The organism is Marinomonas alcarazii, assembly GCF_003208215.1.
GTDB classification, from domain to species: Bacteria; Pseudomonadota; Gammaproteobacteria; order Pseudomonadales; family Marinomonadaceae; genus Marinomonas; species Marinomonas alcarazii.
This window is the reverse complement of sequence record NZ_QKLW01000004.1, coordinates 1-19,900: the sequence shown is the minus strand read 5'-3', so window position 1 is coordinate 19,900 and position 19,900 is coordinate 1. Positions and strand designations below refer to the sequence as shown.

The window sequence follows — 19,900 nt, the reverse complement described above, 5'->3', positions numbered from 1 at the left end:
TCATTGCCCCAGAAAGTACCAGTCAGTCATTGCATCTACTATTAAGTTTACATTGTTACGAGCTAAAATGACATTGACCTCTTGTGCTCTAACTTCATCTATCACACCAATTCTAGTTATCCAACTTAACGGAACTTGTTCTTTGATTAAGAACTCCGCTTGGCGCTTTTCCATTCTGTCTACGTATCGCTCATCTCTTGGATTATCAAAAAAGTACTTACAAAAACCGTCTAGTTGAGGGTATGCAGTCATCGTAGGCCAATCTACAGAGCTTTCTAATGAACTTAAGTCCGTAAAGCATTGGCTGTAATCTAATGTTGCGTTTCGATCATAAAAAACAAACTCTTGTAGCCCGTTTTGACGGGCTATTTCAATCGTTGTTTCAAAATAGATGATACCCGTTTGATCATACTGACAGTTTTGAACCTGCCCATGATGAATGGCCGAAAGCATAGGTGATCGAGGGGCAAAATAAAAAGGAACAAACTCATGCACCAAACCACCAGGAGGGTTAGTCACAGACTTTACCGCTCTCGCTCCTTGAGCTCCGCCATGAGCGATATTATGATAATGCAAACCAAGCTGCTGACTTCTGGTTTTACTAAACAAGGCACCTTGCTGACATATCATATCTAAATTATCGATTGCCGTTATATGAAACAAGCGAACAGGTCTTGGCATCGTCATAGCGTTCCTCAAATATAGACAACATAATTAGTGCAATGGTTTCGATCTGATGTTTTGGTAAACACTGCACTTCCCAGTATGTACTTTAACCGCCTCCACTATCAAAACAGGACTGTAGCTCTCGATAGCAAGCTTCAACATCTAAAAAGTGGCCTTTAGCAAACTCAGTAACTAAATAAGAGATAAGTCTGATTAATTCTTGAGACTGGTTTGATAAGTTAATGATACCGTAGATGAGTATCGCCAATCTTTGTTCTGAGGTTTGACCAATATTAGTATTCATTGCCAAACGACAACATGAGTTAAAAGTTTTCACTGCATGTCCACGATATCTAGGACTAGTTGCTCCCCTCCGTACAATCTCTCCATCAAGATTAGCTATGACTACTACATTTTTGGCAATACGAGCTAAAAACTCTAGAGGGTAATCAGTTTGAATAATTTGATCGCCATACTTATCTAAAAATTTAGAAACCAAGCGAGTGTCATCGAGCTCTGATGAGCGACTAAGCGTTATAATGTCATTGTAAAAAATAGAACACGGCACCCCAAGGTATAAGCTACATTCGATACTTTTTTTTCTATCTTTCAGTGATAGCGAATTAATAGAACTCTGGATAATAGAGGCCATATTGACAACACGTAGTCCAGATTTATACACCAACTCAGCCATCAAATGATCTATACAAAGCAACGGAATATCATTAGCAAACGAGAGCTGAAAGGTTGAAAATACTGTCTCATCTACAACATCTCTAATTTTTATTAAGAACTCAGGGGTATTCAAAGGTTTTAATGACTCGACTGTCGAAATCTCAAGTAGAATTTTAATACCTTCAATAAGGATACGAAACTCTTTTTGAAAGCTATCAGATGTAGTTTTATGTAGACCTTGCTCTGACACGCCCATAAGTATGAAGTCGTCTTTTGAAATATCTTCAAGCCACTTCTCTAGAACTCTCTTTGTATTTCGACATAGTACTATTTTACAATGTAGGTCAATTACACTCGGAATAAAGCCCATCATAGATAAATATACAGCCGTATATACATCAACAATAACTCTCTTAAAATGCTCTTCACCTTTATTGAACAGCTTCATATGTTGAGTCGCGTCATTTGAATGAAGGTTTACTATGGCTCCTCGAAGCGGTTTTCCTCTATCCGTATAATGAGCTCTCATCATCAAAGGTAGGTTAGGGTTATTAAAAGCTTCATTTGATCTGTTTTCTTCCGGGGAAAAGCGCCTCAATACCTTTTCAAAATAAGGAAAAAAATCCTCTTCGTTACTAGGAACATTAAACATCTTAAAAGCATCCGTCCCATCATTCCCTTTATGCCGGATATCTGCGGCATACCTAAAAGCAGCAACAAATGGCGGTAAACGCTCAAGCAATTTAAGATCATCTAGCGTTTCCCCCACTTGCATAACACTCAGCTTGTTCCCCAGAGGAGATTCTATATCTAGTAATAAGGGGTGATCTACAGCGACCTCACGAACAAGCAATCGGGAAAAGGTCTCAAATCCATCGTTGTATCTAACTCCATCACAACAATATAGTGGTTCGTAAGGATTGACAGTAACATCAGGCCTATTGCGCAAAGAATTAAAATAAATTTGCGTTAGGGCTGTAGCTGATTTATCAGGGTCTTGAGCAAACCAATCAACAAGCACTCTATCTGCAAAATTAACGTCTGCATAAGTTGCTATTTCATTAACTAACGGTACTGAGGATTCATGGTAACTTGAGAACATTATCTCTGGTATTTCACGAACAATATTAGCCAACTGCTCTTGGCTAGCTTCATTTTCTCTGGATACGTGCAGCAACAATTGCCACGCATACGGTATGTCCGGCTCAATTAAAATTGAAGCCCTTGTAGATGCAATGGAAGAGGGATAGTCACTTAGGCGTTCATATACTCGGGCTTCTCTTAAGTAAATATCTGGCGTTTTATCCGCAAGACTTAAATGACTTACTTTGGACAAGAGTAAGTCAAACTTCTCACTAGCAAATAATGCATCAAGATAGCAATGAAAAAGTGGTGATACCCAAGCCTCATCTGATAAAAAAGGTTCCAAGAATTTGACAGCCTGCAAAGGAAGCTTCAGCTCGATAAACTTCATACATAGTCTAACAATTATATAAGGATTAAATTTAAGAAGTTTATCCTCATATAAATCTAAAAAGTCTTTCGCTTTTCTATCTAGGTTTTGTAGCTCATTATTATCAGATGAGCACACCCAAGCATTTAGATATAAATTACCAAAAGAGCTAATAGAATCATCATCTGTAAGAACTTCTCCTCCGCGCTCAAGCCAAATTCGCAGAGTACTAACCTTAAATTCATTATTATTTAGAGCAATATCAAGGTATTCGAATTGCTCTAAATTCAGAAAACTATTAGCTAAATCAATTTTCTCCTTTGAACTAACGGTCTCTCCAGCAAGTAGTTCAATCCTTTCCGAGCACTCTGGGACGATTTTATTGATTGAATCAAGATGTAATTTTCCAAGATCAAATAATCGTTTATCAGAGAAGTTCGTAAGGTTAAGCAAATTCGCTAGGGCAGCAATATGCCTAGAATCTTTTTTATCAGAGATATCATTTATAAGCTGTTTAATTAGTCTATCCACATCACTTTTCTTTTTCTTATTGAAAGAAAAATAGTGCAATTTCTGATTGGAACTACACAATGTGCAAGTTTCTACATATAACAAAAGGGCTGTAGAGTTACTTGAAAAAAAATGTTCATGTAGACACTTAGCGATCTCAAAGGCAAACTCAAAATTGTTAACCCTTAATACACCACGAATCAACCCTGTCAACTCTTGCTCGGACAGATTGTAGACTTTAGCGTTTTGGTAGGCATCTTTTAGCTCTTCCTCAGATGCTAAGAATTCATAGAAAACTTCTTTGCAATATACGCCTTCAAAAGATAAATCGGCATATCTTTTTCTAGCTAAATCCGCTGAGGACCTTGACTCCAGATCAATTAAGATAGAAGTAACTACATCACAAATATCGTTAGGAAGACCATCACTCTTCACCAATGTTAAGAGATCACTCTTTGATGGTAAATCAGATGTATTTACAAGTTCGGCTTTGAGTTTTAAGGCTTTGAGCAACAATTGAACATCAACTTCTAGTCCCCCAATCTCACTTAAAACATTCAACGTTTCATGAGCTTTATCTAGATCTCTATAACAAATATCTTTCATAATACTTGTGGTAACCAACATAAGGTCGCCAGATTTAATGCTGCGAACTATGTTCTCGTATTTGTTACCCAAAACATTGTCACCAGATCCTGTATGGCTCTGAGTCGCATTGTTCCCACCCACAACATTGTCACCAATAAAGGTATCATCCTGCTCCACCATCAAATAATCTACCTACTTATGATAAACAGTTTTGTTCCCGACAATGTTGTCACCTGAACCGCTATGATTTTGAGTCACTGATCCAATTGTTGTATTTTGATCTGGTTTGATCTGCTCTAAAATTTTTTGCAATGACTCAGATTCATCTAACTTACGCTCAATGACATGCTCACCATAATCTTGCAATTTAAGCTCGTTCACTTTAGCTGTTAAGCCTTCCAATAGAACATCATCTAGAATCCAACCCTGAAGCTTCTCTTTCAAAAAAGTAGATGATATCGAGGCGCCTCGTCTAAAACCATCATAGAGCACCCCTGATAGTATACTGCTCGTTAAAAAATCCATATTTCTCTCCTTAAACGTAATTAAATACATAAGTAGAGATAGCGAATTGTCCCCTAAAAAACGCAGTTTCAATATAGCTACCCTAATATAAAGCCTTGTGACATATCCTAAAAACCCCACATCCAGAAACCTCTTTCACCTATCCTCTTAGCAACTCAACTGTTCCTCAATTGCTAGAGCTGATGACTTTTGTCGGGGAACAACCGTGCCAAGATGACGAGATGTAAGATTACTTTCTATAATGTTTTCTTGTTCGTATACTCTAGTCAAAAAATCTACTTCATCTTGAGTAACATATAAATTTGAAAGATCTTTGTGGCGGCTTAATGATACATATGAATTAACACGATCCATCCCAGCATCTCCGTATACAAACGTATTTCCATCAACTGTCACACCTTGTGAACTATAAACTGTCAGTGCATATGCATGACAAAGGTAAGCCCCTTTTTCATCGGCATAGTCTGACGCTAAGAAAGACAACAAACGCCCATCATCAGCTTTCACTGTCAGCTCGGTTTCAAGACTTTCTGTTTTTCTTATACCACTTATTGTTCCTAATGTACCATTGGATACCTTCAAATCTCGATAGTCATTTCGACAAAACTTGATCCTATCCCCTTTAGAAAACTCAGTTTTGAAGGTTTTCCCTGCTACGCTGCAATCCAACTCTATATTTTCATGCCCTACCCGTCCCTCTGAAATGTGGATATCACGTATAAGCTTGCTTAGTTCTTGGACATCACTCCATTTCTGAGCAATAACAAGTGACTTCTTGTTTGGATGAGTCTTTTGAAAGTTATGCCAATCTTCGACTAGCATCTTCCTTGCAGCCTCTTGATCCTCCCCAAAGTGCAAGCAACCTTTATCATTCAAGGTGTTGAACGCTTTTTCCATGTGACCATCTCGTAAGTCCGCGACGACCTGACGCGCCCATTCAGTCCGCTGCCTTTTGATGGTTTCTATTCGAGTAGTTCCGATTATTTCTGGTTTGGATAGATACTTAAGAGCACCGCCACGGTTGATGGCATCTAATTGTTTATCTTCTCCAGTCAAAACAATTTTACAATTAGCTTGCTCCGCACAGTGAGTAAGCTTTTGCAGATCTGTACTGGGTAATTGCCCTGCTTCGTCGACAACCAATACATCTAAATTGGATAGCGGATTCGCACCTTCAACTATCTTACTGGTCAAGGATGCAATAGTGACGGACTCTATGCCCGTTTCTTGCTGCAAGTTATCGGCTGCGCGCTTAGCAATACTCGCACCCTGAACGCGATAACCTCTATTTTGAAAAGCATGATTTGCCGCCAACATAGCCGTTGTTTTACCCGCGCCCGCGCTGCCTTGGATAATTGAAAAATCGCCGCCTGATAGCATGGAGTAAGTTGCTTCTAGCTGTTCGTCGTCAAATGCAAAACCAAGCTGATTTTCAGCGGAGGCAATCGCACTTGCAATTTGAGTATTAGGTATTTGCTTAGTTGTTCTACTAGCGAGTGTTTTAGCCGACTGAACCATCATACGTTCACAGGCCAGAACCGATTCAGTCGTGTATTTAGGATCAAATGCGTATTCTGTAGGAAGCTCGACCACCTCAGCGTCTTTTAATAAACGCTTAGAAATGCTTTCTACACTAGTCGCATTAATACCTGAACCCACCGAGTCGATTGCAATTTGGTAGAACAAATCTTGAGGTTTGAAGATTGCTTTTTTGTCAGTAATCGAAAGGAGAGAGCTATCTTCATTCAATTCATTTAAACAAACTTGTTCATGTGAATGTATCTGGTTTAAGTGCTCTTTAGAAAAGCCCTGTTGATCCATTTCACCTTGCCAGCTTTCTAGAAGAACATGGTGGTCGACTAGGCCTTTGTCTTTTCTAGTATCAAGTTTTATTAGATCCCCCGCCTTACTCGCACTGCTCCCGACTCCCTGTTTTTTCAGCTCTTCACGAATCATTTTTGATCTTTTTGAGAAATGCTCACAAACCTCTTTATCGACACCAGACACATGAAAGGAGTCTTCCTCTCGTTCCACCTGAAAACCTAGCTCTTTCATCTGAGCGGCCAATTCAGCTCTATAAATAGCACCCGCTGCCTTTTGCCACTGGTAAATTTTTCGAGATTCCAAGCTTCCCCAGCTATCGTCAGCACGAGGGGCGACATTACATATAACAGCGTGTATATGAAGCTGTGGGTCTTGCTCCCTAGAAGTGCAATGATTAAAAGTCGCCGCGACTAGACCAGCGGTACGCTCTAACGTTTCACCCCCTTTACCTCGTCTAGTAAAAGATGCATACCGTTCCAATGCATCAATGCCGCGTTTAGCTGCGGTAGTCTGTGCTTCCTGAATTTTTGCTCAAAGACCCTCTTCTGCTCTAGCCCACACAACAGAGACCGATTTAGGCGCACTAAACGTGCAATCCCAACCTAATCGACGTTTATCTGAATATGCATTCTGAACAAGAGGAGCGCCCGAAGGCGCACCTCCATTGATCAAAGCCTCTAATGACTCTTTTTCTACTGTTTCACCGTATAGTTTGAGGTGACGACAACCTAACCCATACCATTCACCAGGCGGCTCTCCTGAGCCGAGGTAGTAATCCTCGGCTGCGAGGTTGGTATAATAGGAAATCGTTCTAATCGGCGATATCGTCATCATTATGGACGACCTCCGAACAGTTTATTTTCAGGCCTACTCTCTTTTTTGGGACGTTCAGTTAACCATTTCGCAGGAACATGCTCCTCCGCAATAGGCTTTTTCTTGAAAAGAGGCCATTGCAAACGGAATACACCTTCCCAGCTAGGCACCATGAGATAGCCAATTACGCCTTTTTTTGATGGCATTTCAATGTGAGTTAAATCATGTTCACTAACAATTGCCTCAATAGACCGCTGCCATGTTTTTTCGTTACCAACCTGTGACGGTCGCTCAACAATGCGATCTCCGAACATATTGGAAACATATTCAGATTCTCCTCCAGCACTACCTACACGCATAGCAACCACAACAGAGAATAGATTTAAAATCGTATCAGCATCATTTTGATAATTTTTCTTAATCTGTGAAATTGATTGAGTTCCAAAAACGGCACGCCCTCCACGCGCTCGCGCTAGCTCCAGCCACATTTTGATACTCGGATTTGGCGGAAGGTTTGCCATTTCATCAATGAACAACCAAGTGTCCCGAACATTTTTCATTGATTGGGATAGAAAATGCTTTGTCATCAGCGACAATAACGCGTTACATAATGGTGCTCCAATCGATTTATATCGAGGATCAGACTGCACAATAAGCGTATTTCGTCCTTTTTTATGATTGCTATTCACCCACTCTCGAATAGAAAACCTTGGCCTATCTGAATCCCGCCATGCAACCGCTAAAGTCTCAATCCAGCTAAGCTCCGCTATCAAATTCACATAGAACCCCTGTGTAGTTTTAGAACCATCGATTACAAATGATGCTGCAATTGGATAGTAACGCTGTAATAGAGATAACATATCAGATTGGGGTAGCTGAATACGTTGATTGATACTACCCCAGCCCCAAGGCTCACCTTCCTCCAAGAGACTAACCAGCATTCCGGTAAAAATAAGCCGCGCTCCTTTTATCCACATCGGATCATGTGAATTGCCATCTGGAATTAAATTAGCTGCTATCATTTCAGCGTCATGTTCATTCTGAATATCGTTTTCGATAGCCCACCTAAATGACCTATCATCCCAAGGCGCGATCAAGATCGATTTGTTGTTCAAGAAAAAAGTTGTAAACTCCTTTTTCTCATCATAAATAAAAGCTTTATCATTTCTATTTATGACCTGATCCATCATTGGCAAAATAACTGTAGTTTTACCTCCACCCGCAGTACCTAAAATTAAAACATTTGACTGTTCCTCTTTTTTTGTTAGGGAAGAATTTGGATAAATAGTAATCCCTCTACTTTTCCATCCTGCCTTTTTCAGAGATTTTTTTGTTTTTTTCTTAATAACAGATATAGCTCGTTTCCCTATATATAACTTAGAACCCTCAACATGCCTACTAAGATCACGACCACCTTCTTCCCAAACTAGTTTCTTTGTTAATTTATAAGAAACCAGAAATGAAAATAATAATGGAGCTATCAAATGAATATAGAAATGCAATACTAAACTTTCTCTTTCTAACCAATTCCAGTACTGAATCCAATCATAACCAGAACCACCTAACGCTACCTTTTTAAAGAAGCTTAAAAAATATTCATAATATTCAGAAATATCACCCCATCCAGTAAGCCAATTCCATGTTAGCCATATAATAAAGCAATAAAAAAATACAAAAAAAATCCCAAATGACAAGAAAATTGAATTCCAATCCTGTGTTTTTTCGTTTGGTGTAGTTCTCATCACTAGTTACCTCCATTTAAGCGCTGTCTAGCAATCTCACGCTCATGATCACTAATATTTGCAACAGCACATACAATTGAAAACATTCGATTAGTAATACGACGTTCTAAATTTACAAATCGTTGATCTAGAGATAGCTGTTCATCATTTGCTGAAATGATGGTTCGAATATGCTCCGCGACTGACTCATTTTTTTGTTCAGCATCGTTTACGATACGGTTATAATCTGACGCTGAAAAACGTACTGTGATTGCTCGACTTACACTTTTTTTAGACATAAAAATTCCCTGAGCGTGATTTCAATGAAATCCGCCTTAAACAATTGAATTAGTTAAACTTTTAATAATGGAATTGAGAAATCAATTCTCTAACTGAAATCAGCTACTCTGTGAGAGACTCAAGCGATAGCTCCGATTTCCATAAGACACTGAATGCATCGTCAGGTGCGTTGGGGTCTGATAGAAAAGCTGTTAATTTACTCATCTCTCAACTCCCCACAATGAGTAATCGTACGACGGTCTAAAAAATCCTCTAGATCAGAAACACGATACATTGCTCTACGTCCAATCTTCACATAACGCAATCCGTAGCGCCCATTGCAAGCCCAAGTACTCAAAGTTTGGTGACGTACACCCAAAAATTGGGCTGCTTCATTACGACTCAACAAACCTTGTTTTCCATTAGTGGAAATCAAATTAGATCTATCTTTTTCTTTCATCATCTAAGTCCTCGTTGTTAGACAGCTATAGACTAATGATGATATTTTTTGGGGTCACGTGGGAAAGTTTACAAAAAAGTAGCCAAGAGGATTTTTTATGTCAAACGAGCATAAAACAAATGAAATCAAGTCAGAGTTATCATTGATTTTTTATAGACAATTTAAAGAGTTTGAAGATGAAATAGGTGAATATTGCTCTACATGTTTAAAAGAAATTTCCGACTATTTTTCAGTTGAAAAATTCTATATATCTTTTGAACAACGAAACAGCACAAGATCATATCTTCGTATTTTAGAAAATAATTTATTGAAAATACTTTCAAATCATTCTGATAAATTAAAAAGTTATGGGTTATTCCCATTTATTATAAATGAAAATATAAAAATAGATTTTCGTAGCTTACAACAAGCCTTAATAGAAATATCAAATCACGAAAGTTGGTCATCGAAAGAATGGGGGAAAACAAAAAGTAGTAAAATATTTTCAATATTGAATCAAATTAAAACCTATCGACAAGAGATCAAAGACAACTATTTACTGTTAAGTAGTACACCGCAACTCGAATTTCTATTAGCAGAATCAAAGCTTTGTTACTTACTCTTAAAAGATTCCCATGAAATAATTTCTAAACGAAATACTCATTCATATTTAAATAATTTTTCTCAAGAAGTAGAAAAAAACAAGCTTAGCTCTCATCTTCTAAAATCTACAGATTTCTTACTCTGCAAGTTTTGCTATAGAGTAGCGAATAATAGTGGGCTTTGTCCTAAGCATCAAACATCGATTGTAGATTCAAACAAATCAAATAGATTAGGGAAAATAGTATTTGAAGCATTGGAGCCTGATGAAAAAAAAATGCTAGATAACTACAAGCTTAAGAGAAACTTGGTACAACATAATGATTTCCGACTTCATAGCAACTTTATGATTGAAGAGGTTCCTGATACAGAAACTCCTGCACTACCAACGAACTCATTTATACATTCAATGGTATATGATCTAAAACAAGAGCATTGGAGTAATGTTAACATCTCAAAATTTCAAGAGTTTGCGGCTTCGCTGCCAGACTTACCCAACGGGTTAAACGAAGCCATCTCAAACGCATCCTCACTAAAAGATCTAAGTAAAACATTATACTCTGAAGGCCTTTTAAACAATCACTACGAAGCCTCACAACACCCTTTCTGGCTCATCAACGCAATTGTACTAGAAGCAATGCTATCTCGAAGAGAACGTCTAGTCACAACAGACCGCTTATTGGTACGCAATGAACGTTGGTTTTACAAAAAGATAGGGCTCAATATGTCTTATGTCGAGATACTTAATTCAGAGATAAACGAAGGACACGACAAAAATGAACCTATATCTCTTTCAAATATTAAAAAAGTTGTACCAAAGATGTTGAAGGAAGGCCATACAATTGAGAAGGCACTGTACTACACTGTAGCACCCGTGTAGCACAACAAATAAAAAAGCCTCTAGAGATTAGCATTCACTAACTCTCTAGAGGCTTATTTTATATGGTGGGCCTGCCCAGACTTGAACTGGGGACCTGCCGATTATGAGTCGGATGCTCTAACCAACTGAGCTACAGGCCCTAAAAGCGTTGCAGATTATAGCGACATGCTCGCCGCTTGCCAAGAAGTCGATGCAATTTATGTGTAATAAATCTTCGAAAGTAGTTGATTAACAGGCTATTTTTCAACCAACCTCTTACACAGCCCTCTTATTTTCTGCCTTTCAACGCTTTCTCATTCTCGTTAAAAGTTCCCACCTAAACTCGCTCAAAAGCGTGCTGAATGTCGGTATAGGTCACTTTAGCCTTAATCGCCTCTAAAGCGATTAGGTGCAATAGTTGTTCACGGGTAGTACAAGCATCAGGCAATATGCTGACTTGATAAAGATAGGCCGCATCCGAGATGGCGGTATGAGTCACACAGTTTTGCGTCATCATGCCGCAGATGACTAAACGATCAACTTCCAATTCTTCTAACACTTGCGTTAGGTTGGTGTCCTGAAACGCATCGGCGTGTTTTTTCGTGATCACTGGTGCATCAGGTGCCGCTTCAAGAATCGCGTGATGAAGCTTTGCCCCTTCGCTGCCTTCAGCAAATAATGGTGACTCGCTTGCAGCCACATGTTGCACAAGGATCACAGCGGCATCTTGCTCTTTCGCGGCTTGAATGGCGTTGATTATTTCTTTCAGGGCTTCATCGGCATTCCATAGAGGAAAGCTACCATTAGTGAAGTAGTCGTTTTGTGGGTCGATGACTAATAATGCAGTGCGGCTCATTGTTAACTCCTATAGGGTTGCGTTTAAAACGTTAGCATCGCAAAACAATAGATTCCATCACAGTGTCAAATTTGACATATTAGGAGGCATAAATGACAAGCAGGATAAAACCTTGAAACATTATCAAATCGCTGTGCTTGCTTATCCCCACTCCCTTTTATCGGCTGTTTATGGTTTTGCAGAAACCTTCGAACTAGCCAATGAAGCCTGCAAAACAACGGGGTTAGAAGTTCGTATTACTACGCATATTTTACACATGGAAGACCTGCAGGCAGAATTAGACACGCAATCGCACTATCACGCGGTTTTGTTGCCCCCGACTCTAAACAAAGCCAGCTACAGTGTGAAAAACACCATCATCAATAATTTTTTAATTGCACAACATCAACATGGAGCCATACTTTGCAGCGCCTGCGCTGGCGCGTTCTTTTTGGCTTACTCAGGCCTAACAGAAAAACGCCAGATGACAACACACTGGGCATTGGAGGCATTGTTCAAGGAACGCTTCCCAAAACAAGCGATAGATACGTCGAAGATTTTGATCAATCAAGGCGATATCATCAGTGCCGGCGGAATGATGTCTTGGATGGATCTGGCGCTGGAATTAGTACAAGCTCTGACAAATGCTCATATCGTTCGCCAGCTTAGCAAAACCTTGGTAATCGATACTGGCAAAAGAGAGCAACGCTACTACCAACAGTTTCAGCCTAATTTCGACCATGGCGATGCCGCTATTCTAGCTGTTCAGCATTATTTACAAGGCCATTTTGCCGAACTAAAAAGCACCGAAAACATGGCCGCTTTTGCCAAACTCACACCAAGAACATTCTTAAGACACTTTGCTAAATGCACAGGGTTAAACCCAAATGAATACTTACAACGTATCCGCATTCAAGCTGCTTGCGATGCGTTAGAGCAAACAACGCTGCCGTTCGAGAGTATCGCGTTGCAGGTAGGATATGAAGATGTGGGAAGTTGCCGTAAAACCTTTCAGAAAATAATGGGATTAACGCCCAGCGCTTTTCGCAAACGTTTTGTTTCTTCTTTACCCCGCTAATCGGGCCAATACAGTGAACAACGCAAAAAGCAAAACCACAGGATGATTTTGCTTTTTATTAATCATTACTATGGAATCGACGCAACTCAATCGACAATAAATAGCGTTGCCCCTTCCGAGGTGGATGAACGATGCGGCTCAGCATCATCCGCCACTTGATAGCTCATGCCTGCGGATAAAACAAAAGTACGACCGTCTTTTAATACCGTTTTCAGCTCGCCACTCATGCAAAAAAGAATGTGTCCTTTGGTACACCAATGATCTGCTAAATAACCCGCAGAATAAGTCACGATTCTCACTCGAATATCGCCGAACTGCTTAGTCTGCCAATAGGCAAAACCGCTCTCGCCCTTGTGGGTCGTTTTTTCCACACCTTGCCAATCGGTAATGCCAAAGGGTAAATCTGTAATCTTCATAACCAGCGCCTTAAAAGCCTTTTATTGATAAGACAATACCGCACCATTTAAGCGGCATGACATGAGCGGTAGTAGGCGTTAGGTAAGCTGTTTGGTCAAGAAAAATCATTTCAAGTCATCAACATTCGTCAACACCCAAGCACTATTATGTTGAGTAAAACCAATTTTAGGGTAGTAATCCACGGCCAGAGGAGCTGACAATAGAATCAAGGAACATTTAGGTTGTAAGGCTTCCTTGGTCATTCGGATCAGCGTTTTACCAATGCCCGACGCCTGAACAGATTCGTCCACCGCCAAGTCCGATAAGTAACAACAAAAGGCAAAATCCGTCACTGAACGCGCCACGCCGACCAAGGCCTCGCCTTGCCATGCCGTAATCAATAAATTAGCATTTTCCAACATAGCCTCTATTGTTACAGTCTCATCGATAGGACGACGCGCGCCCAATGTCGTTTTTGCCAGCAACTCAACAAACTGCTTAGCCGTTATAGCCTGATTCACCTTGTAAACAACGGGAAGCGATAACTCGATGGATTTCTCAATAGACATTAGAACACCTTCTTCGATGCGGTAAAATGGCAGCATAGAGTAATCTGTGCGTTTATAAAATAAGTAAATGCTTACCTAAAGTTAAGCCTAAACAATAGCAAACACCCTACCAAAACTATCGATCTGCCGATAAAATTCGCAAAGCCACACCTGCAGCGGAGGTCCGATTTTCAACACCAAGCTTAGGGAAAATTTGCTCTAGGTGTTTGTTGACTGTACGCGGGCTCATCTCTAGGATTTCGGCGATTTCTCGATTGGTTTTACCATTGGCGATCCAGTGCAATACTTCGGACTCGCGATCAGTTAGATCCAGTTCTTTCTTTAATAATGCAGGGCCTGTCGGTTTATCACCATCTTCCAATCTTAGAAGCACTTCTTTTTGCTCAGTAATTCCCATCATTTTCAACGCCAAAGGGTATTCCAAGCCGCTGAGTTTCAAGACGTTTCCGACCACGGGGTGATGAGCTAACCAAAGTCGTATTTGTAGGGCTAATTCCGTATTTTGCCATTCACTGCTGGCGCGAGCTTTGGCAAGCAAGGCGTAGGTTTGTGGCGTCGCCCAAGCAATTTCGCCTGCGTAAGTCGTTGTCATCAAATATTGCCCCATGCTATCAAGAGCCGATTGCGCGTTATTGCTTAAACGAGCATTAGACAAGTGCACGCGCATGCGAGCAATTAGCTCATTGGGTTGAATTGGCTTAGTGAGATAATCCACACCACCCGCTTCTAAGCCACGCACAATATCATCGGTATCGCTCAACCCCGTCATAAAAATAACCGGAATCGACGCCAAACTTTGGTCGGCTTTAAGCGCTCGACAAGTTTCAAAACCATCCATGTTCGGCATAAGGGCATCGAGCAAAATAATGTCAGGACGAATCCGTCGGGCGATGGTTAAAGCCTGCTTTCCCTCAAGGGCGACAAGCACATCCATATTAGCTGTTTCCAAGGTGTCATGAATCAGGCTCAACGCATCTGGTGAGTCGTCAACCACTAATACAATGTCACTTTTACTACTCGGATTCATAATTAGATTTCTCACTTACACCACGGATTAAACATGACTTTTTTGTATATATTGGGCAATCGCATCGAACTGAAAACTTTGATACAAACTTTCTAAGTGCTGCAAATGATTCGGAGCGATTACGTCTGTTTTAGCCAATTGATCCAGCACACCACGCACGCCCTTTTTATAACCCATTTCTGCGAACGCCATTAGTTCACGCACACTTTCATGGTCTGGAATGGTCGGTTCATCTAACACTTTTTGCTCTTGCTCTTCGCTGCTTCCTGAAAGCTTCTGAATGACAGTCGGTGCTAAGGTGTCTAATTCTGTTTCTTGATAAACCCAATCAAGCACCAACCAATGTTTAATCGCATCCAACAAGGCGCTGTTATTAACCGGTTTGACTAAATACTGATTAAACGCCGCTTGCTCATCAGGCTTACGCTGATTCTCTTTGGCATCAGCAGACAACATAATAATTGGCGCACTATAAGCTTGATCACGTAGCAACTTAGCTAAACTCAACCCATCCATACCGGGCATGGAGACATCTAATACGAATAAATCTGGCGAGCAAGAATCCAGCTCATCCAAGCAAGCTTCAGCGTCGGAGGCTTCCAGAACATTAAAGCCCAGCGGCACCAGAATATCCGACAACAAACCACGTACCACTGGGTCATCGTCCACTACCATCAGAGTGCGCTGATAACCGCGGTAACTCACGATGCGTTTATATTCATAAGCAGAGCCGTCTCCTTGACTGACCCAAGGCAACATCAGACTAACGCGAAACTCACTGCCCTCGCCGACCACTGAGCGCGCCTGCAAATCACCGCCCATAATTTCCGTCAACAGCTTCACTATGGTCAAGCCCAAGCCTGTGCCGGGTAAATTGCCAGTGCTGATGTCGCGGACTCGCTCGAAGGGATCAAAAATACGTTTTAGATGTCCTTCTTTAATACCAACACCTGTATCGCGAATCACAAACTCCGCCACTTGGTTGCGATAATTCACTTCAAACAAAACCGAGCCTTTTGGTGTGTATTTCACCGCATTTGATAACAGATTGATCAAGATTTGCCGCAAACGCTTTTCGTCTGTCACCACGTGTTGAGGCAAAGGGGCGAGAATTTTAGATTGCAGTTGAATACCTTTGTCACGAGCCTGCATAGAAAACATGCTGTTTAACTGATCGATCAATTTCGGCAGATCTACCGTATTGCGGTATAGATCAAAGCGCCCCGCTTCTATCTTCGAAATATCCAACAAACCTTCGATCAAATCCGCCAAATACAAACCACTACGATGAATGATATCCAAACCGTTCTGGTGCCCTGATGGCGTATTGGCTTTCTCGGACAAGAGTTGCGCATAACCAATAATAGATTGCAGCGGCGTGCGTAATTCGTGGCTAATACCAGTAAGATATCGGCTTTTTGCTTCGTTTGCCTGCTCGGCTTGCTCTTTTGCATTTTGTAATGCGCGATCCGTTTCTTGGTGAGCGTCAATCTCGCGAATCAGTTTTCGAGTTTGACGATTGGACTCTTTCTGAGCCACTAAACGGCTTTCATGAGCCAATACGAATAGCCATGACAACACACCAGAAACGATCAATAGCGTGAAGAATAAGGCCAACATAGTGTCTTTTAACAAAACCACTTCATTTGCTGAATTCGGTGCCATTTGCGTATAAATCAACATCATCAGTGCTGCATTGATAATATTGATTATTAGCAATAAGGAAGCAAAACGGCCAAAGCGAGAGCTCAGCGCTTTCACTAGTCTCTTGGGTAAAAACAACTTCAAAAAGTAATCACTTTGCTGTCCAATGCTTGCCTTCGGCTTGCAACTGTCTAAACATCGCACATCTAAAGAACAACACAAGGAACAAATAGGCTGCATATAGGCTGAGCAAAAACTCATATCTTCAGTTTCAAAAGCGTTCTCACAAATCCCACAAGTTAGAGTGACATATTTAGGGTTGCGTTCCTTTGCTAGCTCAATCATTGGAATCAGTTCAGGACTTTGGCGCGCAAGGTAATACTTCCCCTTGGTAAGCCAAGCAATCAACGGCACAAACACAAAGCAAGAACCCAGAGAAATAAAATGACACAAGCTTTTTGCGACTTCGCCAAAGACTCCTAAATAACTTATTAACCCTAATGTCGTCGCGATTAGCATTGATCCCGTTCCAACTGGGTTGATATCGTATAAATGCGCCCTCTTGAACTCCACATAATTGGGGCTTAATCCTAAGGGCTTGTTGATCAATAAATCCGCCGATAAGCTGCCTAACCAACTCACTGCTGCAATGGCAAACACGCCTAAAATAGCACTTAACGCTTGATAAATGCCTAACTCCATAAGCAATAGCGCAATAGTCACGTTAAAGACCAACCAAACCACGCGGCCCGGATGAGAATGAGTTAAACGTGAGAAAAAATTCGACCAAGCAATAGAACCCGCATACGCGTTAGTTAAATTGATTTTCATCTGACAGATAAAAACAAACACCGCTGCTAAAATCAGCGCAGTGGTCGGAGAGGTAGTTAAAAAGAAAAAGATTCGCTGATACAAGTAAGTTGGGTCTGTAGCTTGTATCGCAGAAGCACCATCGGAGATTGCCAAGTAGGCCAAAAATGAGCCCAACAGCATTTTGATGGCGCCAATAAACACCCAACCGGGACCGGCTAAAATTAACCAGAACCACCAGCGGCGACGATTTTGTTTACTCTTGATTGGAAAAAAACGTAGATAGTCGACCTGCTCGCCAATCTGCGCCATCAAGGCAAATAACACAGACGCCGCCGAGCCAAATAATATCCAATCGAAATGCGTGCTTTGTGGTAAATCCACCGGCGCATATTGAGTCCAGCCTTCGAAGTTTTGGTATTCCTGCGTAACCACCACGCCGATAGCCGCCACTTGCAACACCAACCAAATCCATTGAGTACCGTTTTGAAAACGACTAATAGCCCGAATACCATGCGTCACGATGGGAATCACAAATATTGCTGAAAGCGCGTAACCCAAGGCCAAGGGAATGCCTAACAGAACCTCCATAGCAGAGGCCAAAATAGCCGCTTCAATGGCAAAGAATATAAAAGTGAAAGTCGCGTAAATCAACGAGGTAATAGTCGATCCGAGATAACCAAAACCCGCGCCTCTGGTCAGTAAGTCTATATCTAAACCATGCTTGGCAGAATAATAGGCAATGGGAAAACCCGTTATAAAAAACACCGCCAACACAGTAAGAATGGCCGCCACCGCGTTGGTAAAACCATAAGCTAAAGTAATAACGGCTGCCAGACCTTCCAACGCCAAAAACGCCGTTGCACCGAGCGCAGTATGACCGACACGCTCGATGCTCATGGTATGACCTTGTTTGGAAGTGTAGCGCAAGGCATAGTCTTCCATCGTTTGGTCGGCGACCCATTTATTATAGTGGCGTCGCACTTTAAAGATCTTTTGTGCCGCGGTCATAATATCTCGGACTTAGGCATCAAGATGCCGACCATCTTCTTATGCAAAAGCAAGAAACAAACCCGCTGTCGCAATTAAAGAACCACTAATGCGCGTCGCCAAAGACGTACCGATTTTCGCCATTAACTGACCAAAACCCAAACCAACCACATGTAAACCAGCCGTTGCCAAAGCAAAGCCCAGCGCATATTGCAGACCATTGGCATTCAAAGGCATTTCCATACCGTGAGCAGCACCATGGAATAACGCAAAACCACCCGCAATCGCCACGCAAACCGCCGTTGGTAAACGCTTAGCAAACAACACCAAAGCCCCCAAAACGATGACAGACAATAAAATACCTTGCTCAACAAATGGCACATTCAAACCTGCCACAGCTAAACCGCCGCCTAGCAACATGGTTACAACAAACGCAGCCGGAATCGCCCACAAAGCGCGACCGCCCATGCTCGCGGCCCAAAGACCAATCGCCACCATCGCTAAAAGATGATCCAAACCACCCATTGGGTGAGCAAATCCCGTCATAAAGCTAGAAGCTTGTTCATGCCCCGGATGTGCCAGAACAGAACCTGACGCTAATACGCAGGCCGCTACCAACAAACCTTTTGTTTTCAATGCATTCATACTCTCTTTCTCCTAATACTGAATACTGCTCAACGTCGTTAAGAACGCTGTAGTCGTTTAAACAACGGCTTTCGCTGCTGGTATTTCTTTCGCTTCCAACATACCTTCCGACACAATAATCTGAATAATTTCATCCAAACCTTGGGCTTTTTTAAGATTTGAAAAAATAAACGGACGATAACCGCGTTGAATCTTGGCATCGTGTGCCATCACATCCAAAGACGCGCCAACCAAAGGGGCTAGGTCAGTTTTATTAATAATCAACAAATCGGACTTGGTAATACCTGGACCACCTTTTCGTGGAATTTTGTCACCAGCGGAGACATCGATCACATAAATCGTAAAATCGGATAACTCTGGACTAAAAGTCGCGCTCAGATTGTCGCCACCACTTTCCACAAACACCACATCCAATTCGCCATGGCGCTCTAATAGTTGGTCAATCGCCGCCAAGTTCATCGACGCGTCTTCACGAATCGCCGTATGTGGGCAACCGCCAGTCTCGACACCCAAGATACGATCGGCATCTAACGCCTCATGCTGAGTTAAGAACTTCGCATCTTCTTGGGTATAAATATCATTGGTCACCACGGCAATGTTGTAATGGTCTCGCATCGCGCTACATAAAGAACGCAGCAATGCCGTTTTGCCTGATCCTACTGGACCGCCCACACCAATTCGTAACGTTTGTTTTTTCATACTGGATTCCTTGTTCTTATCTAAATAATTAAATCTCTGCTGCTCTTAGCTCCTCCCTGCCAAGGGGGAGGTTGGGAGGGGGTCAAAAAGCCCTAGAACCCCACCCTAGCCCTCCCCTTCATAAGGGGAGGGAATAAATACAAAAGCCCTTAGCTCCTCCCCCTGCCAAGGGGGAGGTTGGGAGGGGGTCAAAAAGCCCTAGAACCCCACCCTAGCCCTCCCCTTCATAAGGGGAGGGAATAAATACAAAAGCCC

Annotated in this window: 16 protein-coding genes, 1 tRNA gene and 1 pseudogene; 2 read left to right on the top strand and 16 right to left on the bottom strand. The window is 41.6% G+C overall.

What is annotated here, in order from left to right:
* The 8 genes and pseudogenes from darT to DFP75_RS09900 form a co-directional block, all read right to left on the bottom strand.
* Nucleotides 1-687: a type II toxin-antitoxin system toxin DNA ADP-ribosyl transferase DarT gene (gene darT, locus DFP75_RS09935; protein ID WP_110575161.1), complete on the bottom strand. Its 687-nt coding sequence runs from the start codon at nt 685-687 to the stop codon at nt 1-3.
* Between the two features lie 85 nt (nt 688-772).
* Nucleotides 773-4,072, bottom strand: a complete 3,300-nt coding sequence (gapS6b, locus tag DFP75_RS09930; protein WP_110575159.1) for a GapS6b family protein — start codon at nt 4,070-4,072, stop codon at nt 773-775.
* Nucleotides 4,073-4,084: 12 nt separating this feature from the next.
* On the bottom strand, nt 4,085-4,417 hold the full coding sequence (gene gapS6a / locus DFP75_RS09925; protein WP_110575157.1) for a GapS6a family protein: 333 nt from the start codon (nt 4,415-4,417) through the stop codon (nt 4,085-4,087).
* A gap of 147 nt (nt 4,418-4,564) precedes the next feature.
* Complete coding sequence (locus tag DFP75_RS18600) at nt 4,565-5,935, bottom strand: AAA family ATPase (RefSeq protein ID WP_281270066.1); 1,371 nt, start codon at nt 5,933-5,935, stop codon at nt 4,565-4,567.
* Nucleotides 5,936-6,235: 300 nt separating this feature from the next.
* Nucleotides 6,236-7,072 (bottom strand): annotated as a pseudogene (gene mobF, locus DFP75_RS18595) (MobF family relaxase); the annotation flags it as partial.
* A gap of 2 nt (nt 7,073-7,074) precedes the next feature.
* On the bottom strand, nt 7,075-8,796 hold the full coding sequence (locus DFP75_RS09910; protein ID WP_110575151.1) for a type IV secretion system DNA-binding domain-containing protein: 1,722 nt from the start codon (nt 8,794-8,796) through the stop codon (nt 7,075-7,077).
* Between the two features lie 2 nt (nt 8,797-8,798).
* Complete coding sequence (locus DFP75_RS09905) at nt 8,799-9,074, bottom strand: hypothetical protein (RefSeq protein WP_110575149.1); 276 nt, start codon at nt 9,072-9,074, stop codon at nt 8,799-8,801.
* 197 nt (nt 9,075-9,271) lie between these two features.
* Nucleotides 9,272-9,514, bottom strand: coding sequence for a helix-turn-helix domain-containing protein (locus tag DFP75_RS09900; RefSeq protein WP_110575652.1), 243 nt, complete (start codon nt 9,512-9,514; stop codon nt 9,272-9,274).
* Nucleotides 9,515-9,611: 97 nt separating this feature from the next.
* On the opposite strand from DFP75_RS09900, the gene DFP75_RS09895 reads away from it, so the two are divergent.
* On the top strand, nt 9,612-10,973 hold the full coding sequence (locus DFP75_RS09895) for a hypothetical protein (protein WP_110575147.1): 1,362 nt from the start codon (nt 9,612-9,614) through the stop codon (nt 10,971-10,973).
* 63 nt (nt 10,974-11,036) lie between these two features.
* Here DFP75_RS09895 and DFP75_RS09890 read toward each other — a convergent pair.
* Nucleotides 11,037-11,113, bottom strand: a tRNA-Ile gene (locus tag DFP75_RS09890).
* Between the two features lie 176 nt (nt 11,114-11,289).
* Entirely contained in the window at nt 11,290-11,808 is a 519-nt protein-coding gene (locus DFP75_RS09885) for an isochorismatase family protein (protein ID WP_110575145.1), read from the bottom strand.
* Nucleotides 11,809-11,920: 112 nt separating this feature from the next.
* Here DFP75_RS09885 and DFP75_RS09880 point away from each other — a divergent pair, with 112 nt between their 5' ends.
* Nucleotides 11,921-12,865: a GlxA family transcriptional regulator gene (locus DFP75_RS09880; protein ID WP_110575143.1), complete on the top strand. Its 945-nt coding sequence runs from the start codon at nt 11,921-11,923 to the stop codon at nt 12,863-12,865.
* Between the two features lie 86 nt (nt 12,866-12,951).
* Here DFP75_RS09880 and DFP75_RS09875 read toward each other — a convergent pair whose 3' ends face one another.
* The 6 genes from DFP75_RS09875 to ureG form a co-directional block, all read right to left on the bottom strand.
* Entirely contained in the window at nt 12,952-13,281 is a 330-nt protein-coding gene (locus DFP75_RS09875; RefSeq protein WP_072840237.1) for a DHCW motif cupin fold protein, read from the bottom strand.
* 105 nt (nt 13,282-13,386) lie between these two features.
* Nucleotides 13,387-13,866 (bottom strand): GNAT family N-acetyltransferase, encoded by a 480-nt coding sequence (locus DFP75_RS09870; RefSeq protein ID WP_245927030.1) that lies wholly within the window; start codon nt 13,864-13,866, stop codon nt 13,387-13,389.
* Between the two features lie 79 nt (nt 13,867-13,945).
* Nucleotides 13,946-14,857 carry a response regulator transcription factor gene (locus tag DFP75_RS09865; protein ID WP_110575141.1) on the bottom strand — a complete coding sequence of 304 codons (912 nt, stop codon included), beginning with the start codon at nt 14,855-14,857 and terminating at the stop codon, nt 13,946-13,948.
* Between the two features lie 27 nt (nt 14,858-14,884).
* Complete coding sequence (locus DFP75_RS09860; protein WP_110575139.1) at nt 14,885-18,322, bottom strand: hybrid sensor histidine kinase/response regulator; 3,438 nt, start codon at nt 18,320-18,322, stop codon at nt 14,885-14,887.
* Nucleotides 18,323-18,361: 39 nt separating this feature from the next.
* On the bottom strand, nt 18,362-18,946 hold the full coding sequence (locus DFP75_RS09855; protein ID WP_110575137.1) for a HupE/UreJ family protein: 585 nt from the start codon (nt 18,944-18,946) through the stop codon (nt 18,362-18,364).
* Nucleotides 18,947-19,003: 57 nt separating this feature from the next.
* Nucleotides 19,004-19,645: an urease accessory protein UreG gene (gene ureG / locus DFP75_RS09850; RefSeq protein WP_110575135.1), complete on the bottom strand. Its 642-nt coding sequence runs from the start codon at nt 19,643-19,645 to the stop codon at nt 19,004-19,006.
* Nucleotides 19,646-19,900: the final 255 nt, after the last annotated feature.

What these genes read in the sequence shown, in the direction of transcription:
- DFP75_RS09860 (WP_110575139.1), bottom strand. Translation starts at nt 18,322, where the DNA reads ATGACCGCGGCACAAAAGATCTTTAAAGTGCGACGCCACTATAATAAA.
- DFP75_RS09905 (WP_110575149.1), bottom strand. Translation starts at nt 9,074, where the DNA reads ATGTCTAAAAAAAGTGTAAGTCGAGCAATCACAGTACGTTTTTCAGCG.
- DFP75_RS09865 (WP_110575141.1), bottom strand. Translation starts at nt 14,857, where the DNA reads ATGAATCCGAGTAGTAAAAGTGACATTGTATTAGTGGTTGACGACTCA.
- DFP75_RS09900 (WP_110575652.1), bottom strand. Translation starts at nt 9,514, where the DNA reads ATGAAAGAAAAAGATAGATCTAATTTGATTTCCACTAATGGAAAACAA.
- DFP75_RS09895 (WP_110575147.1), top strand. Translation starts at nt 9,612, where the DNA reads ATGTCAAACGAGCATAAAACAAATGAAATCAAGTCAGAGTTATCATTG.
- gapS6b (WP_110575159.1), bottom strand. Translation starts at nt 4,072, where the DNA reads ATGGTGGAGCAGGATGATACCTTTATTGGTGACAATGTTGTGGGTGGG.
- ureG (WP_110575135.1), bottom strand. Translation starts at nt 19,645, where the DNA reads ATGAAAAAACAAACGTTACGAATTGGTGTGGGCGGTCCAGTAGGATCA.
- DFP75_RS09910 (WP_110575151.1), bottom strand. Translation starts at nt 8,796, where the DNA reads ATGAGAACTACACCAAACGAAAAAACACAGGATTGGAATTCAATTTTC.
- DFP75_RS09875 (WP_072840237.1), bottom strand. Translation starts at nt 13,281, where the DNA reads ATGAAGATTACAGATTTACCCTTTGGCATTACCGATTGGCAAGGTGTG.
- gapS6a (WP_110575157.1), bottom strand. Translation starts at nt 4,417, where the DNA reads ATGGATTTTTTAACGAGCAGTATACTATCAGGGGTGCTCTATGATGGT.
- darT (WP_110575161.1), bottom strand. Translation starts at nt 687, where the DNA reads ATGACGATGCCAAGACCTGTTCGCTTGTTTCATATAACGGCAATCGAT.
- DFP75_RS18600 (WP_281270066.1), bottom strand. Translation starts at nt 5,935, where the DNA reads ATGGTTCAGTCGGCTAAAACACTCGCTAGTAGAACAACTAAGCAAATA.
- DFP75_RS09870 (WP_245927030.1), bottom strand. Translation starts at nt 13,866, where the DNA reads ATGCTGCCATTTTACCGCATCGAAGAAGGTGTTCTAATGTCTATTGAG.
- DFP75_RS09855 (WP_110575137.1), bottom strand. Translation starts at nt 18,946, where the DNA reads ATGAATGCATTGAAAACAAAAGGTTTGTTGGTAGCGGCCTGCGTATTA.
- DFP75_RS09885 (WP_110575145.1), bottom strand. Translation starts at nt 11,808, where the DNA reads ATGAGCCGCACTGCATTATTAGTCATCGACCCACAAAACGACTACTTC.